Source organism: Microbacterium sp. OR16, from assembly GCF_047306725.1.
Classification (GTDB): domain Bacteria; phylum Actinomycetota; class Actinomycetes; order Actinomycetales; family Microbacteriaceae; genus Microbacterium.
In genome coordinates, this window is sequence record NZ_JAZEXK010000002.1 from 386,162 (window position 1) to 401,402 (window position 15,241).

At 68.3% G+C, this 15,241-nt stretch carries 19 protein-coding genes; all 19 read right to left on the bottom strand.

The window, feature by feature from the left end; genetic code table 11:
• Window positions 1-4: 4 nt before the first annotated feature.
• The 19 genes from V2S05_RS12440 to V2S05_RS12530 all read right to left on the bottom strand — a co-directional run bounded on the left by V2S05_RS12440 (window position 5) and on the right by V2S05_RS12530 (window position 15,223).
• Complete coding sequence (locus V2S05_RS12440) at window positions 5-655, bottom strand: hypothetical protein (RefSeq protein WP_413635680.1); 651 nt, start codon at window positions 653-655, stop codon at window positions 5-7.
• On the bottom strand, window positions 652-1,020 hold the full coding sequence (locus tag V2S05_RS12445; RefSeq protein ID WP_413635681.1) for a hypothetical protein: 369 nt from the start codon (window positions 1,018-1,020) through the stop codon (window positions 652-654). Before V2S05_RS12445 ends, V2S05_RS12440 begins: the two co-directional genes overlap by 4 nt.
• Window positions 1,021-1,142: 122 nt before the next feature.
• The gene (locus V2S05_RS12450; protein ID WP_413635683.1) at window positions 1,143-2,708 is read right to left on the bottom strand and encodes a hypothetical protein; all 1,566 of its coding nucleotides are present in this window, start codon (window positions 2,706-2,708) and stop codon (window positions 1,143-1,145) included.
• 3 nt (window positions 2,709-2,711) lie between these two features.
• Complete coding sequence (locus tag V2S05_RS12455) at window positions 2,712-2,993, bottom strand: hypothetical protein (RefSeq protein ID WP_413635685.1); 282 nt, start codon at window positions 2,991-2,993, stop codon at window positions 2,712-2,714.
• Window positions 2,990-3,178 (bottom strand): hypothetical protein, encoded by a 189-nt coding sequence (locus V2S05_RS12460; RefSeq protein ID WP_271638690.1) that lies wholly within the window; start codon window positions 3,176-3,178, stop codon window positions 2,990-2,992. Before V2S05_RS12460 ends, V2S05_RS12455 begins: the two co-directional genes overlap by 4 nt.
• 74 nt (window positions 3,179-3,252) lie before the next feature.
• Window positions 3,253-3,645, bottom strand: coding sequence for a hypothetical protein (locus V2S05_RS12465; RefSeq protein ID WP_413635687.1), 393 nt, complete (start codon window positions 3,643-3,645; stop codon window positions 3,253-3,255).
• A 116-nt stretch (window positions 3,646-3,761) separates the two neighbouring features.
• Complete coding sequence (locus V2S05_RS12470) at window positions 3,762-4,049, bottom strand: WXG100 family type VII secretion target (RefSeq protein WP_083428829.1); 288 nt, start codon at window positions 4,047-4,049, stop codon at window positions 3,762-3,764.
• 128 nt (window positions 4,050-4,177) lie between these two features.
• Window positions 4,178-4,480, bottom strand: coding sequence for a hypothetical protein (locus V2S05_RS12475; RefSeq protein WP_413635690.1), 303 nt, complete (start codon window positions 4,478-4,480; stop codon window positions 4,178-4,180).
• Between the two features lie 136 nt (window positions 4,481-4,616).
• Window positions 4,617-4,946 carry a hypothetical protein gene (locus V2S05_RS12480; protein ID WP_413635691.1) on the bottom strand — a complete coding sequence of 110 codons (330 nt, stop codon included), beginning with the start codon at window positions 4,944-4,946 and terminating at the stop codon, window positions 4,617-4,619.
• Window positions 4,931-5,185: a hypothetical protein gene (locus tag V2S05_RS12485; protein WP_413635693.1), complete on the bottom strand. Its 255-nt coding sequence runs from the start codon at window positions 5,183-5,185 to the stop codon at window positions 4,931-4,933. The genes V2S05_RS12480 and V2S05_RS12485 overlap by 16 nt, the downstream gene beginning before the upstream one ends.
• The gene (locus V2S05_RS12490; RefSeq protein ID WP_413635695.1) at window positions 5,182-5,688 is read right to left on the bottom strand and encodes a hypothetical protein; all 507 of its coding nucleotides are present in this window, start codon (window positions 5,686-5,688) and stop codon (window positions 5,182-5,184) included. Before V2S05_RS12490 ends, V2S05_RS12485 begins: the two co-directional genes overlap by 4 nt.
• A gap of 52 nt (window positions 5,689-5,740) precedes the next feature.
• A complete protein-coding gene (locus V2S05_RS12495) occupies window positions 5,741-5,896 on the bottom strand; it encodes a hypothetical protein (RefSeq protein ID WP_413635696.1) in 156 nt (51 codons plus the stop codon).
• Window positions 5,897-6,062: 166 nt separating this feature from the next.
• Complete coding sequence (locus tag V2S05_RS12500; protein ID WP_083428829.1) at window positions 6,063-6,350, bottom strand: WXG100 family type VII secretion target; 288 nt, start codon at window positions 6,348-6,350, stop codon at window positions 6,063-6,065.
• Window positions 6,351-6,511: 161 nt separating this feature from the next.
• Entirely contained in the window at window positions 6,512-7,381 is an 870-nt protein-coding gene (locus tag V2S05_RS12505; RefSeq protein ID WP_413635698.1) for a hypothetical protein, read from the bottom strand.
• The gene (locus tag V2S05_RS12510; RefSeq protein WP_413635699.1) at window positions 7,378-7,998 is read right to left on the bottom strand and encodes a hypothetical protein; all 621 of its coding nucleotides are present in this window, start codon (window positions 7,996-7,998) and stop codon (window positions 7,378-7,380) included. The genes V2S05_RS12505 and V2S05_RS12510 overlap by 4 nt, the downstream gene beginning before the upstream one ends.
• Window positions 7,985-8,533 carry a hypothetical protein gene (locus V2S05_RS12515; protein WP_413635701.1) on the bottom strand — a complete coding sequence of 183 codons (549 nt, stop codon included), beginning with the start codon at window positions 8,531-8,533 and terminating at the stop codon, window positions 7,985-7,987. Before V2S05_RS12515 ends, V2S05_RS12510 begins: the two co-directional genes overlap by 14 nt.
• On the bottom strand, window positions 8,533-9,795 hold the full coding sequence (locus V2S05_RS12520; protein WP_413635703.1) for a hypothetical protein: 1,263 nt from the start codon (window positions 9,793-9,795) through the stop codon (window positions 8,533-8,535). The genes V2S05_RS12515 and V2S05_RS12520 overlap by 1 nt, the downstream gene beginning before the upstream one ends.
• Before the next feature lie 5 nt (window positions 9,796-9,800).
• The gene (locus V2S05_RS12525) at window positions 9,801-10,148 is read right to left on the bottom strand and encodes a hypothetical protein (protein ID WP_413635705.1); all 348 of its coding nucleotides are present in this window, start codon (window positions 10,146-10,148) and stop codon (window positions 9,801-9,803) included.
• Between the two features lie 566 nt (window positions 10,149-10,714).
• Window positions 10,715-15,223 (bottom strand): FtsK/SpoIIIE domain-containing protein, encoded by a 4,509-nt coding sequence (locus V2S05_RS12530; protein WP_413635707.1) that lies wholly within the window; start codon window positions 15,221-15,223, stop codon window positions 10,715-10,717.
• Window positions 15,224-15,241 lie beyond the last annotated feature (18 nt).

The following is a 15,241-nucleotide window of genomic DNA, read 5'->3' on the forward strand; positions in this document are numbered from 1 at the left end:
GCTGTCAGCCCTTCGCGGCCAGCAGCTGCTCGCGCAGCGACGGCTCACGCTCGCTCGCGAAGTACGCGGCCGCCACGAACTCGTCGAACAAGGCGCACATCATGTTCTCCAGCTCGCCGAGCGGGGTCGAGAAACGCGCGAGCACCATCTGCTTCGTCCCCGGAACGGGGATCCAGTAGTCCGCGATCAGTCGGAGCGTGCCGTCGGCCTCGCTGCCGTCGGCGACGGACTCGGTGCGGTGCGTGCGCAGTGCCGGAACACCGGGACCGCGCACCTCGGCCATCGACGCGTGCGCCGCGGGATCGAGCTCTTTCAGGCCCTCGGCCATGACCGCGAGTACGGCTTCCGGTGCGGTGCCGATCGCCGGGCTCATCCGCAGGTCGGTGGGCTCGAAGACGAGCAGGGTGACCGGCAGCGGCGCACCGAGCGCGATCTCGGTCGAGAACATGATCGCCCGGATGTCACCACGGGAGCCCGCGGCCACGGCATCCTGCAGCTGATGCCGCACCCGCGCGCGCTCGGGCGCGCGGTCGTCGGCCGGGCCGACGGACTCCTTCGCTATGCGGCGGATGGATGCCGTGGCTGCCGCAGCGCTCGACAGATCGACCGCGTACCACCGCCCCGGCAGCCGAAATCGCAGTTCCGGCGCGCTCACTCCGGTTCCGTCCACTCCCCGTAGCGAGCGCGCATGTCGGTGAGGCTCACTCCGCCTTGTCCGGCGTCGGTGACGGTGAGCGGTTCGAGGCCCGCGGCGGCGGCTCGCAGATCGACGGGTTCCTCGTCCTCCGCCGTCGGCGCACCGGCGACGAGTTCGATCGTCGCCGGCTCCCACGGGAGCGTCTGCCAGATGGTCTCGATCACCCTGTCCAGCTCGTCGCTCGAGAAGGGCTGCACGGAATCGGTCACCAATCCCACGCTGAGCCGGTACCCGAACCCGTCGCGGGACCGCTCGAGGGAATCGACCTCGGTGATTCTCGGCACCGCCGAGGCCAGCGCATCCGCCACGTCACCGTAATTCACGGTCGTCTCCTCTGTCTGTCCTGTTCCCGGAAGCTCTGCTCTGCACCCGGTCATCCCACCGCCTAGCACCGCACCTGCCAGCACGACCGCCAGCAGGCGTCGTGCGCCAACGCTCGAACGCATCATTCACTCCAGTGGTAGTAGGAGATGTCTGTGTAGCCATCCTGGTTGAAGAAGTCTCCGAGGCCGGGATGATCCGCCTGAACCTGCGCGAGATGCTGCTGGTAGGTGGCGGAGTACTTCGCCGCGCTGTGTGCTTCGGTGTCGACTCCGAGAACCGGGTTGGGCACGGGCGGGTCCACGCGGATCGACGTCCAGTTCGACCCGTGCTCGACGCTGTCGAAGTCTCCGGCGATGGCATCCAGGCGCGGCACGGGGTCGCCGTTGTGCTGGACGGAGACGACGTCGATGTCGCTCGGTATGGGCATGTGGTCGATCGGTGCGCCGGATGCCACGACGGCCCGCCAGTTGTAGTCCGAGTTGTACGCCGCCAGGTGACCGGCCATGATTCCGCCCTGGCTGAACCCGACGAGCATGACAGGGTCATCCGGACCGACTCCGGCCTGGTCCATCGCCTCGAGCACGGCCCGCTCGTACTGGGTCTGCAGCGCCGGGGTGAGCATCAGCGCCAGGTTGCTGTCGAGATCGTTCACCGCGCCCTGGTCGCCGAATCGTGAGAGCCACTCCTGCGTGCTGGGCAGTGTCACCGTGTAGTACCAGCCGTCGGGACCGAGAACCTTCGTGATCTTGATCACCGAATCGGTCTCGCCGCCCAGCCGGTCGACCTCGCCGGTTCCGTCGAGGACGTTCGCGAGGGTCGGGTGATCAGGGATCACCTTCTTCTTCGCATGCCGGTACGGGTCGGTGCGGCTCACGTCCGGCGTGCCCTTGACCACATCCGACAGGACGCTCCAGATCAGGAAGGCTGCGAGCACGCCGGCGATGACGGCGCCGATGATGAGACCGATGGTGCCGAAGAGCGCTCCGATGGCCACGACGAGCAGCAGCACGACGAGCGCGCCGAGGATGGCGACGATCGTGTCGGCGATGCTCTTGAGCAGGTCGACGACGTCCTGCAGGAAGTCGCCGATCCACTCCCCGATCCCGGCGAGGAAGTCGCCGATGTCGGAAAAGAAGTCGCCGACGCCGTCCCAGAATCCCTCGTTCGTGGCGGCGATCGCCGCATCGATCCGACTGATCGCTCTCTCCGCGGCCTCGTTCATCGCCTCCCGGGCGGCGTCGATCCGAGCCCGCGCCGCGCCGACCGCGGCGGCTGCGTCGTCGGCCGCGCGCTGCGCACCGGGCACCTGGTCGGTGAGGGCGGGCGACGGGGTGTCGGCCGTCTTCACCTGGTCGGAGAGATCCGCCAGCGCGCGGTCGGCGCGTCCCTGAGCGAGCAGGGCATCGTCGAGGTCGTTCTGGGCTCGCTCTGCATCGTCGTGCGCGGCGGTGAGTGCGACGGCGTATTCGGTGATGGCGTCTGCCGTGCCCTTGTACCGCGGATGGATCCGCTCGAGCTGCGACGAGATCTCCTCGTTCTGCTCGTAGAGTGCCTGAACGGCCTTCCCCTCGTCATCGGCGACGATGCCGCGCAGCTCCTGGATGACGTCGAGGATCACCTCGGCGGAGGAGACGAGGTCGGCCGCGCGTGAGGTGAGCTCGGCCGGATGCCCGGGAAGAACACTCATGACCTACCCCTCCCCTTCCTGAGCCATCTTCGCGTCGAGATCACGGAAGGTGTCGACGATGGCCTGCATGAACTCGGCCTGCGAGCGCAGGTTGTCGCGCAGATCCTCACGGGCGATGTCCCACTTGCCTCCGAAATCGTCGATCGTGCCGGCGAGGCCGCCGTGACCGGTGAGGCCGCCGATGTCACCGGCGAAGCGCTCGGCCTCGTCGAACGTCGTCGCGAGCCCTTTCGCGGTGCGCGCGGTCGATTCCAGCCGCGCGAGGTCCATCCTGACGTCGGTCATCGCGCGTCACCGCCCCGGCGCTCGTCCCGGCCGGCCTGGCTTTGCGCCGCCGCGGCACGCAGGTGACGCCCGAGTGCGGCATCGGCCGCGCGCACCTCGGCGCGCAGAGCAACGGCATCCTGCGCTGTTCGCGGAATGCGCACGCGCAGTCCGGCCAGCGCCGTCCGCAGGTCGTCTTCGGACATCTCGCCCCCTCCGGCATCGGTCCTCACTTCGCGCCTCGACGCTACTGGAGCGAGCATCCGGCAGTCGATGGGCATTACTCCCCACTCCGGCAGGTCGGGTTCACCGCTCGAGCAGCTCGCGCAGGCCCACACGCATCGCGGAGCCCTGAGGGGCGTCGGTCACGGCGTGCTCTCCGGATCGGGTCGAGCGTGAACAGGGTGCCTAACGGTGCTGTAAGCGCCTGCTCCACCGGAGCGCTCACGCCGAGGATCGCCAGCACCGCCAGCACCGCGGTGGAGCCCTGCCGTGCTGGGCTCGACCTGTGCCGGGTGAGGATCTCGGCGACCGCCGCGCCGTCGCTGCCGAACGTCGCCACGAGGTCGGGATGCTCCTGGAAGGCCACCGCCTCCAGCATCCCGAGCCTCGGCTCCTCGGCGGCCGAGCGCGCGCGTGCCCAGGATCGTGCATCCGCATGAGTGAGCGTCATGATGCGGTCAGGCTACCGACCCACGTGTCGGCGTGTCCCATGCACACAGAGTAGGGGCCGCAGACCCGAAGGAGGGGCCGACGGCGAACCGTCGACCCCTCCCCGGAAAGCAGAACTCAGCCGCCGGCGAGCTGCTGATCCAGGTCCTGGATCGCGCGCATCATGCCCAGCAGCGACTCGGACATGTCGTTGATGCCGTCCACCGCGGTCTTCAGACCCGTGGTCAGCTCACCGTAGCCCTCACCGAACTTGCCCGACGCGTGCTGCGTCTTGAAGTCCTCACCCAGCAGCGTGTCCACCTGCCCCTTCAGGGTGTCCAGCTGACCCTGAATGTCATCACGAGCCTGCGACAGCGACGACGCCACCTGCTCCATCTCCGCATAAGACGCACCGAAATCGGCCATCGTCCACACCTCCGATAAATCGATCGAACCGGACCACCCCGGCCCGACACCACCAAACTACAAGCCCCCGCAAGCCGCAGTCGATGGGGACAACTCCCCATCACCGCACCGCCCGCCGAGCTGCCGTCTCAACGCAGCTGAACAGAGGCGAAGAGCGCGGAGATATCCTGCTCCGCCTGGTACAGCGCAACGCCGTCCTCGACGAACACGTCCATGAGCACGAGCGTCCCGGCCCGCCGTCCGATCTGCCGTCGCAGTGCGATGCTCTCCTCCCCCAAGGGGATGATGAGCACGCAGTCGAGCGCCTCCTCGAACGTGGAGCCCTCGATCGGCGCGATCCCCTGCACCAACCAGAACCGCTCCCGCACGCCTGGAAGCGGAGGATCGGCGCGCACCAGGGCGAGCACGCTCTCAGCGATGGCGGTGCGCACTGCGGCGGGCGCGCCCTCAGCGGCCCGGTCCTGCGCGACCTCGGCCCCCAGGCCAGATCGTCGGCGAGATCGTTGAAGGGGAAGGTCATGGGCAGAGTCAGCCAGGCTTCCCGGTCCGGCCGCACTCTGAAGCCGCTCACTGCCGCCATCGGAACATCTCCACGATCGTGTCGCTGAGTTCCGCCAGACCCGCGACGTGCGCGGGATCGGTCTCGTCCAACGTGGTGATCGAAGCCGAGATGATCATCCCGCGCCCCTCGCCCTGCCCGGGCAGCGGGATGCCGTAGTCGATCTGGCGCCCGATGACCTCGGCGAGCCCCTCCTTGCCGCGCCGCTCGCTGTCTGCGCGCAGGATTCGCCCGATGACCGTGTCGAAGGCCTCGACGCGGCCGTGGGCCATCCCGCGGAACGACGACTCGAAATCGCTTCCCGCCTGCGCCACATGCTGGATCAGAGCGAACGACATCGGCAGCGGGGCGGAATCGTGTCGGGAAGGTAGATGGATCCGACCCTGCGGCCCTGCAGCTGCTTCCACTGCTGGTTGATGAGCATCCGCGCCTCGACGTCGAGGTCTGGTCGTCCGAGGGCGCGGATCTGTGCGGACAGGCGCGACGTGAGCGCCTTGCGACCTTCGTCATCGACGAAGTACCGGGTCCAGCCCGACGGGAAGAGGATGCTGAAGCCCCCGGGCTGCTCGTCGGTCATGCTTCGTCGCCCATCCCCGACCACAGCGGCAGAGCCTGCCGTGCACGTCGGCGATCCGACATCAGGGCGAGGGTGCCGGCTGTGACGAGCAGGGCGAGCAGAACCGCAACGTCGGTGAACGCCGCCGCCCACCGCAGCGAAAGATCCGCTCCCGACCCCTCGGGCAGCGCCCACGCGAAGAAGAACGAGGCGACGGTGGCAGCGGCGGTCGCCGAGAAGGCGCCGACGACGCGACCGGCGTCGTCCACTCGCGACAGCATGAGGACGACCACCGCGAGCAGGACGCCGATGACCGAGAGCGTCAGCATCAGCCACCCCGGAAGGGAGAACAGCGGGAAGTCGACGGCGGCGTCCCAGATGGGCGAACCGTGAACACTGACCTGACCCCCGGCGAGCAGAAGGGAGCCGAGCAGATACACGATGAGCACAGCGGCCTGCAGCATCCTCAGCAGCAGGTAGAGCGTCGTGGTCCTCTTCTGCAGACGGGCGGGGGCAGAGGACATATTCCCCAACCTACGGCCTCTCACCACGGTGCCGTGGCAGCGCCGTATCCGGTCAATCCGGCAGCCCCGGTCCAGGACACCGCGTTGAGCCCCACCCCGAGCCCTTCATGGTCGTCAGGAACCACTGGATCTGCTGGACTTCGGGGCCGCCGTTGGCGATGGTGCGCAGCGGGTTGACGAACATGCCCGGCTTGGGCAGTCCGCTCATCGAGCGGCGCTATAAGACGCCCCCGCACCCGGAACCATGGGGACAACTCCCCACGCACGCATCACGTCATCTGCGTCGCAGCCCTGCTCGCAGTCGGCAGGTCGTCTGGATGCGATGAGGGGGCCGACCGTCATGGTCGACCCCCTCGAAAAGCTCGCGCCCGGGTTCAGCCGCCGGCGAGCTGCTGATCCAGGTCCTGGATCGCGCGCATCATGCCCAGCAGCGACTCGGACATGTCGTTGATGCCGTCCACCGCGGTCTTCAGACCCGTGGTCAGCTCACCGTAGCCCTCACCGAACTTGCCCGACGCGTGCTGCGTCTTGAAGTCCTCACCCAGCAGCGTGTCCACCTGCCCCTTCAGAGTGTCCAGCTGACCCTGAATGTCATCACGAGCCTGCGACAGCGACGACGCCACCTGCTCCATCTCCGCATAAGACGCACCGAAATCGGCCATCGTCCACACCTCCGATAAATCGATCGAACCGGACCACCCCGGCCCGACACCACAAACCTACAAGCCCCCACAAACGCCCGTCGATGGGTACAACTCCCCATCCCGCCCGGACGCCGAAACCGGCAACAGGTGCAGGTTTCGACAGAGAAGGGGGCGGGGGATCAGCGGCGGGGCACGACGCCCGAGATGTCGATCTCGCCGTCGTAGCTCATCCATGCGAGCCACGCGGCAGGCGTCATGGCGCGCGCCTGAGCGAGGGCGTCCGGATCGACTCGCTCTCGGAGGTCGTCCAGCCCCGCGGTCCACGCGGTCGCCACGGCGGGTTCCGACTTCACGGACGATGCCCATTCCGCGTCGCGGCGCATCTGATGCCGATCGTCTGCACCCGAGCGCTTCGCCGCACGGTCTACCGGATCGGCGGGGCCGCGGCGCACGCCGTCGCTGCGCACGGCGAGCCCGATGATCAGCAGCACGATGACGGCGGTCATCGGCACCCACCACGCGATCGCTTCAGACGAGAATCCCCGCTCATCGGCCGATCCCGCCGCGAGGCGGAACACCAGCATGCCGACGCAGACGAGCCCGACCAGCACAGACACGGTTTCTCCGACACGTGCGCTCTGATGATCGGGCACCCGCAGGAGCAGCACGATCATCAGGGCGGGAACGGCGATCGCTCCGGCGACCAGCGCCACCGTTCCGGCCAGCTCGGGGTTCAGGAAGGCGTTCTTCCGGTCTGACGGCCCGAACATGACCGCCGAGACGAGCGCGGCGGTCAGGCCGATTCCGAGCAGCGTTCCCCAGACAGCCCGGAGCGCGGATCCGGTTTCCCGCAGCACCGGGGGAGTTGCTGATGCCGGCTGCTGAGCGCTCATCGCCGAGACGGCGGATCTGCGGCGCTGATGGATCGACCACAGCCTCGCGAACAGCGCGGACGCCGCCTGCGGACGCACCTCCATGGCGTTGACCGCTGCCTGCCCGATCTCTCTGACGTCCGTGTCCTCCCCCTGCAGACGCACGACCGGCTTCATGACTGGGCCTCCGCATCATCGATGATCCAGGTGACGGTGGAAGCCATCGCGTCGAAAATCATCCGCACGGCCACGGCGTACTCGTCGTCGTCGGGAGAGTCCGCGCCGATGACGGTGCTGCCCGTGAGCATGAGCGCGCGTCGTCGGTTCGTTCCAGGCACGGGTGTGACGTAGATGCTCTGCGCGCGGTGCGTCTCGTCGTCGAGGCCGGGCCTCCGCTCGTGCCAGCGGATGATCCGTCCGCCGGGGTCGAGCATCTCGGCGCCATGACTGCGCACCCTCGTCTTGATCCACCCATCGAGGGACCCGTCCGGAGAATTCACGAAGGTGGCGATCATCGAGAGCGCGAGCGGGTCCTTGCCCGGCGTGCGCTCGGAGGGAAGGAAGACGTAATTGGCGCCCGATTCCTCCAGACCTCTCATCGCTGATGACAGCTGGGCGCTGAAGACGCCGTCGAGGTCGGGGCGTCCGGCGCGGGCGAACACCTCGCGAGCGCGCTTCTCCAGTTCGCCGCCCAGCTCGGGCGTCACGGGGAAGCTCGCCCACTCAGCAGGAAGCAGCATCCGGAAGCGCGGTACTCCCGGTGCGAGGCCGAACAGTTCCTCACGCAGAGACATGTGTCGTCCTCCCTATCGGACCGACGTCGATGCGCTCGATCAGCTCTTCGAAGACCGGCATGCCCGCGCCGAGATGCGGCAGGCTCGGGCTCGTCGCGACGATCTCAAGGAGCGCGCCGTCACGCAGCAGCTCGTACTGCAGTGTGCCGAGGAGGCCGACATCCCGCACCTGTGTGAGCGTCGAGATCACTCGCCCCTCCGACAGCTCGTGGTCGCCCAGAGGGAGCACCTGCCTCGGCAGCGCGGCCGGTGCGAGTTCGGGGAGATCGCCCAGGCTCGTCACGTCGGAGGCCGTCGCGTACACCGCCACCAGCGCCCGGCCAGGAAGGCCGTCCGGGCAGAAGAGCAGAGTGGCGAATGCGCGCGGGTCGACGCTCTCGACCAGCGAGATCAAGGCGGACTTCGTCTCCTCGCGGTCGCGATCGGGTTCCGACCGGAGGGTCGACACGCACTCCTCCGCCCACGCCGCCGCGTCGACGTCAGCCGGCACGGGAAGCAGCCACCGGTCGTCGACGTCGATCTCGATCGTTCGCATCAGAAGCCCCAGCCTCCCGTCGCACGGTCGTAGCCGAATCCGAATCCTGCTTTGCCGAGGTTGTCGACGAAGTCGAGAGCCGCGTTGCCACCGGAGAGCATGTCATCCATGATCCCACCGTTCGGGGCATCCCCGAGGAAGGATCGCAGGTTGTTGAACGCCTTGTTCGAGAGCCCCGACGCACTGTCGCCGATCGCGCCCGCCCACGCTCCGTCACCGCCGCGGAGGAGACGGGTGAGCATCGACGGCGAATCGAGACCCTTGAAGAAGTTGTTCATCACTCTCGTCCCGTTGGCGTTGAGCAGGCCGTCGGCATGGAACACCTGCCCGACCCGCCCCTCTGTGAGCAGTCCGGTCAGCTTCGATCCGCTCTTCCAGCCGGCACCCACCACGTCGCCGCCGATGCCCAGCAGCCCCTGGCCGAGGCTGGAGAGACCCGGCGCCGCCTTGAACGCCTTGAACGCCGAGAACGCCTTGCCGAACGGGAAGACGCCGATCGCGGCCACCGCGATGTCCAGCCAGTTCCCTCGGCCGCAGCTCACCTTCCACACCGTTACCGCGAGAGCCGCCAGGCCGACGATCGCCGCGGCGAGGATGAACGGCCCGCCCAGGATGCAGGCGGCGACTGCCAGCACGATCCCGGCGTACGACAGGATCGTGCCGAGCGTCTCGAGCCAGGGCAGCTGATCGTCCCACCAGGAGTCCTCGACGCCGCTGTCGTTCGCGTCCTGGATGCCGCTGCGGGCCGTCTCGTAGGCTTCCCACCACGTGTCGTAGGCCGCCTCGTACTCGACGGCCTTCAGCTTCCACGCCTGGTGGTCTTCGTTGACGTCTCCCTGAGTGGTGCGATCGTCCGCCGACTCGCCCTCTTCCGGCGCCGGCAGCTTCGAATCGTCCTCGAACGAGCTCGCCGTGGTCTGGTACGTGTTCCACAGCGTCTCGAGATCGGGGATGAGGGTGCTCAGCGTCGTCTGCACGCCGTCGAGGGCTCTCGCGTACGCGACGATATGGGTTCCGCTCGGCTGGTACCGCTCCCCTGCTTTGCGCAGGTCGTCCTTGACGTCGGTGACGTCCCCTTTGAGGGCGTCGAGGCTCTTGCCTCGGCATTCCGCGCCGAGATCGATCGTGTCGAGCAGGCTCGCGGCAGCGATCATCTGATCGCCGAGACTCTCGATCTCGATGCCGCGGCGTTCGATGTCGTACGGTTCTCCGCTAATGGGCAGAATCTCGTAGCGCTTGCCGGCGGTGGGTGTGCGATCCATGTCAATCACCTCGGGTTCTGGGACTGCGACGGGTCGTCGACCTGCGGCGGGTTCTCGGTCGAGTCGAGGTTCTTCGCCGCCTCCAGGTCGAAGTCGGTCCATGCCTGCACGAAGTCGACGACACGCTCTTTCGCGCTCTCGAGCTTCTCCTTCAGCGTGTCGCGCTTGTCGTTCCACGCGCTCTCGAAGCGGTCGACCTCGTTGCGCAGCGCGCTCTCGCCGTGAGGCGAGCCGATCGCGGACTCGAGGGCGTCGCCTCGCGATCCCGCGTTCTCGAACTCGCTGATGATGTTGGTCAGCGATGTGTTCAGCTGCTCCAGCTTCGACATGGGGATGTTGATGTCCTGACCCATGTCACTCCCTCCCGATCGGTGGCGCGACCCACGTGGTCACTCTCCCCTTGACTCTCTGCCCGCGGCAAGCTTACGTAATGACCGGCACCTGCTCGATGGGGACAACTACCCATGCATCCCAGCCACGGAGCATCAGGTGAGCCGATCCCCCTCGACCAGGGGCGGCTGCACAGTGACCTGGCGGCCCGCCTGCACGAAGATGCCATGCGGCCGGTCGCGGCATCTCAGCTCAGCCGTTCAGGCTGACGTCGGCGAGCTCAGCGCGATGCCGCCGGCGTACCGCGCTCAGACTCCGCGCCGCCTTGTCGCGTTCCCATTGCGCCTCGGCGCTGGGCTCGTTGGAGCGTCGCCCCACGGCCATGCGCTGTCGTCGCGCCGGTCATCGAGCAGCTGCGCCACAGCGGTGCCGCATCCCGGCATCCGCGCGAGCAGCGACTTCTCTTCTGTGAGCCAGTCCGCGAGCGCACGATCGCCGCAGTCGAAGCAGAGCCTTCCTGGGACGACCCCGCTCTCGAGATAGCCGCACGTGCAGGATCGACCTGCCGCGCGCCGCAGTTCCGCTTCTCTCATGCGAGTACCTCCCCCTCGACCAGTGGCAGCTGCACCGTCACCTGGCGCCCCGCCTGCACGAAGATACCGCGGCCCTCGGGGAAGTCGGTGCGCTTGACCTTGGGGAAGGGCACCTTGAACACGGCGTCGCCGTCGAACGAGTCGGGCTTGAGGATGATGCCCTTGCGGCCCGCCTTGAAGTCGCCGATGAACCCGAAGCCGCTGGTGACCTGCGTCACGTCGGCATCGCCGACGAGGAAGTGGTCGCTGCGGTTGATCGCCTGGAACAGCGCCTTCATCTCGCGCTCGGCGGGGCTGTCGGCGAACTGCGGCACGTCCTCCACCACGATCATCACGCGCACGGGAAGCGCCTCGTCGGCGACCAGCTCGGTGATCTCCTTGGCGAGCTCCTTGGCATCGTCGGGTGTCACGGCGCTGCGCGTCCAGTCGGCGTACTCCTTGAGCTGCGAGCGGCGGCCGCCGAAGTGGAACAGCTTCACCTCGGGGTCGAACCGGCGCATCGAGGTGATCATCGCCTTCAGTGCGTTGGTCTTGCCCGACAGCGGAGGACCGGCGACCACGAAAGTGCCCACCGGGTCGAAATCGCGCGCCGACAGGGTGTCCTCGGCGACCCCGAGCACGGGGAACTCGCCCACGCGCTCGGGGAGGTCGCGAACCGACAGCCGGGTCGGCAGGGCGCCGATCTCGGCGACCTCGCGAGCCCCCGCCGCGCGCAGGTCCGCCGCCAGCTTCTCGAGCAGCTTGGTCTGCTCGGCGACGTTGGGGGTTCCGCCCAGTGTCGCGATCTGCGTCTCCAGCCCGTCCACGATGGCGCGTCCCGGAGCGGAGCGCTCGTCGAGCACGTCCTTCGGCGCGTTGAGCATCGCATACGCCGACTCGTCGGCAAGACGAAGCACCACGCGTCGCGACACGTTCGCGCTCACTGCCGTCGGGACCGATCCTGACCGGTCGGCGGTTGCGACCACATGCACGCCCAGCGGGCGACCCTCGCCGAGGATCCGCATGAACGTCTGGTAGAACGGCATCCGCGCGGTCGTCGACTCCCACTCCGAGCGGAACTGCGGGAACCCGTCGATGAGGAAGAGGATGCGCGACTCGTCGCGTCCGGTGATCTCGCGGTACTCGGTGAGGCTCGCCGCGTTCGCGGCGCTGAAGCGCTTGCCCCGGTCATCGAGCACCCGCGCCAGCGAGCGCAGGATGCGCTGCACGCGCTCGGCATCATCGCCCGCGATGATCGACCCGACATGCGGCAGCACCTCGAGGCTGCGCAACGACCCCGAGCCGAAGTCGAGGCCGTACACCTCGACGCTGCTCTTCGGATCGTGCCCGGCGGCGATGGCCAGAGTGCGCAGCACGGTCGACTTGCCCGAGCCGCTCGTACCGTAGACCAGCAGCGAGCCGTCCTTATCGGGCACGAAGTAGGTCGGCTCCTGCAGTTGGCGCGCGGGCACGTCCATCTTGCCGAGCAGGATCTCGCCGTCGCCGCGCAGCGGCAGGTCGCGCAGGTCGACGGCCTGCTCGAGGTCGTCGAGCCAGGGTCGGCGCGGCGCCGGGATGCCCGCCTGCGCGGACGCCTTCACCAGGGTCGCGACGATGCGCTTCTGATCGGTGGGTCCGAGGTCCTCGTCGTGGGAGTCGGACTCGGGGGCCTGCTCGGCCTCCCAGAGCTGGGTCGATCCGAAGCGCAGCTCGGCGACCTTCACCTCGGCGACCTGCACCTCATCGGTCGTCCAGCCGCCGGCGTACGCCGACTGGAAGGGCACGAGACGCCCCGGCCCGGTCTTGGCGATGCCGCGACCGGGGATCGACGGCGGGAAGGATGCCGCGATCGGGTCGTCGACGACGTCCTTGGAGTCGGACTCGTCAGCCATGCGCAGCGCGACGCGCAGGTTCGTGTTGGCGCGCAGGTTGTCTTTGATGACACCGGCGGGCCGCTGGGTGGCCATGATCAGGTGGATGCCGAGCGAGCGCCCGCGCTGGGCGATGTCGACCACGCCGTCCACGAACTCGGGCACCTCTCCGGCGAGCGCGGCGAACTCGTCGATCACGAGCACGAGTGCGGGCGGGGTGTCGGGGTCGCGGCGCTTCTCGAGCTCGAGCAGGTCCTTCGCCTTCTTGCGGTTGAAGAGGTGCTCGCGATGGTGCAGCTCGGCGCGCAGGCTGGTGAGCGCCCGCCGCACGAGGTGCGGGCTGAGGTCGGTGACCAGGCCGACCGTGTGCGGCAGGTCGACGCAGTCGGCGAACGCCGATCCGCCCTTGTAGTCCACGAACAGGAAGGTGACGCGATCGGGGCTGTGCGCGGCGGCCATGCCGAGCACCCACGCCTGCAGGAACTCGCTCTTCCCCGCGCCCGTGGTGCCGCCGACGAGGGCGTGCGGGCCCTGCGTGCGCAGGTCGAGCGTCATGGCATCCGTCTGCGCCTGGCCGATGATCGCGCGAAGGTTGCCTGCCTTCTTCAGCCGCGACTGCGGGGCGCCCGAGCGGTCGATGATCGTGTTGTTCTGCCGCCAGCGGTCGATGACCGCGGTCGGGTCGGATGCCACCTCGCCGCCGACCAGGGAGAGGAACATCACCGAGTTCGGGATGTCGGAGGAATCCTCGACGACCGTGCTCGAGTCGACGACGGGCGCGAGGCGCTTCGCGAACATGGTCATGTACGCGTGCGAGACGCCCTCGACCTGCACGCCGGTGTACGAGACGCCGTTGCGGACGGTGCCGACGCGCGCGTTCTCGAGTCCGCCGGTGACGTCGACGAAGCTGCGGCACGCAGCCGGCAGCGCTTCGACCACCGGTGCGACGAAGAGCCCGTAGACACCGACGTCGGCGCCCCGTTCGAGGATCTGGGTGAGCCGGGCCCGGTCGACGGGCGCGTCGTCGGTGATGATAACGAGCACCGCGGTCTGACCGGGGAAGCTCGCCTCTTCGGCTGCTCTCTTCACGTCCGTGCCGAACAGGGTCGGGTCCCAGTCGTCGCCGTAGGGAGGGCGGGGAGCGGATGCCGCCTTCGCCCGTCGCATGACGAGCTCTTCCAGCCCGTTCAGCAGCGCGGCGCCCGTCGACGCCGAGTCGGCCAGCGGCACGTCCTTGAACGGGTTGCGCTCACTGGAGGTGTGCGGCAGCCACTTCAGCCAGTCCAGCTCGTTCGCCCAGCCCGGCTCGGTGATCGCCACCGTGACGAGCTCGTTGGGCGAGTGCATGCCGAACAGCTGCACGGCGAGACCGCGCAGGGCGTCGCTCGCCGACGAGGTGGGACCTGCCACACCGATCGAGCCGACGCTCTGCAGCGACTCGAGGATCGGCACGTCGCTGATCATCCGGTACCGGTCTTCGAGCCGGTCGACGCGCTCGACGTACTCGACCAGCGCCTCGGGCACCTCCGCGCGCTTGACCTTGGTGCGCGATTCGTCTTCGCAGGTGCCAAGGCGGACGGCGAGGAAGTTCCAGTGCTCGGGTCGCCGGGTCCACAGCATGGGCCCCAGGCGCATCGACTCGTCGAAGACGATCGCCACGGCCGGCACCTCCGCCTGACGCACCTCGCGTTCGCGCGGCTGGGCGTGGTAGAGCTTCTCTTCGAGGCGCTCGAACTGCTCTTCGAACGACTCCACCTCTTTGCGCAGGCGCTGACCGAGGTTGGTCTTCTGCGAGATGAAGTTGCCGAACATCATCATCGGCGACATGACCATGATCAGCAGCGAACGCGGGTTGTCGAAGATGAAGAACATCGCCGCGCCGAGCAGGATCGGCGCGATCAGCATCGGCCAGGGGAAGAGCCGCTGCACCTGATCTTTCGGATAGCGCGGCTCGTCGAGGTCGGCACCGGTGTAGCGCTCCTCGACGCGCGGGCTGCGGTTGAACAGCAGCGCCCCGCCGCGCTCGAGCACGGGATCGGCGGCAGCCGAGCCGTCGTAGTCGCTGACCAGGTGCACGACCAGCTCGCAGTCGCCGAGCGTGAACTTCTGACCGGGGATGACGCGCAGTCGCTGCACGAGACCGCCGTCGACGAGGATGCCGTTCGCGGAGTTCAGGTCGACGATCTCGACGAACGTGGCTGCCACCTCGATGCGCGCATGCCGCTTCGAGACCAGCGGGTCGGAGAGCACCACGTCGTTCGCGGTGTCGCGGCCGATGAAGAAGTGCCCCACCGGCAGAGGGAACTCCTGCCCGGCGGCCGGCCCCGAGACGACGGTCAGCAGGGCAGCCGAGCGGCTCGACAGCATGGTCGTTGCGGCGCGGTTGGGGCCGAGGTTCACGACCTCGGCGAGGAACCCCGAGCCGACCGGCGCGTCGCCGATCAGCAGGTCGGGGTTGAGCGTGACGAGCTCATCGCTGGTCGGCGGGGCGACGGAGAGGCTCAGCACGTCGCCGCCGGATGCCGCCACGGAGCGCAGCGGGTCGGTGCCGGCGATCTGCCCAGCCACATCGGCGACCGTCGCCGTGGAGTCCGCCATGACGACGATGTCGGTCAGGGGGGCACCCGGGCGCCGCAGCGTCAGCTTGATTCTCATCGGTTCTCCTGATTGTCG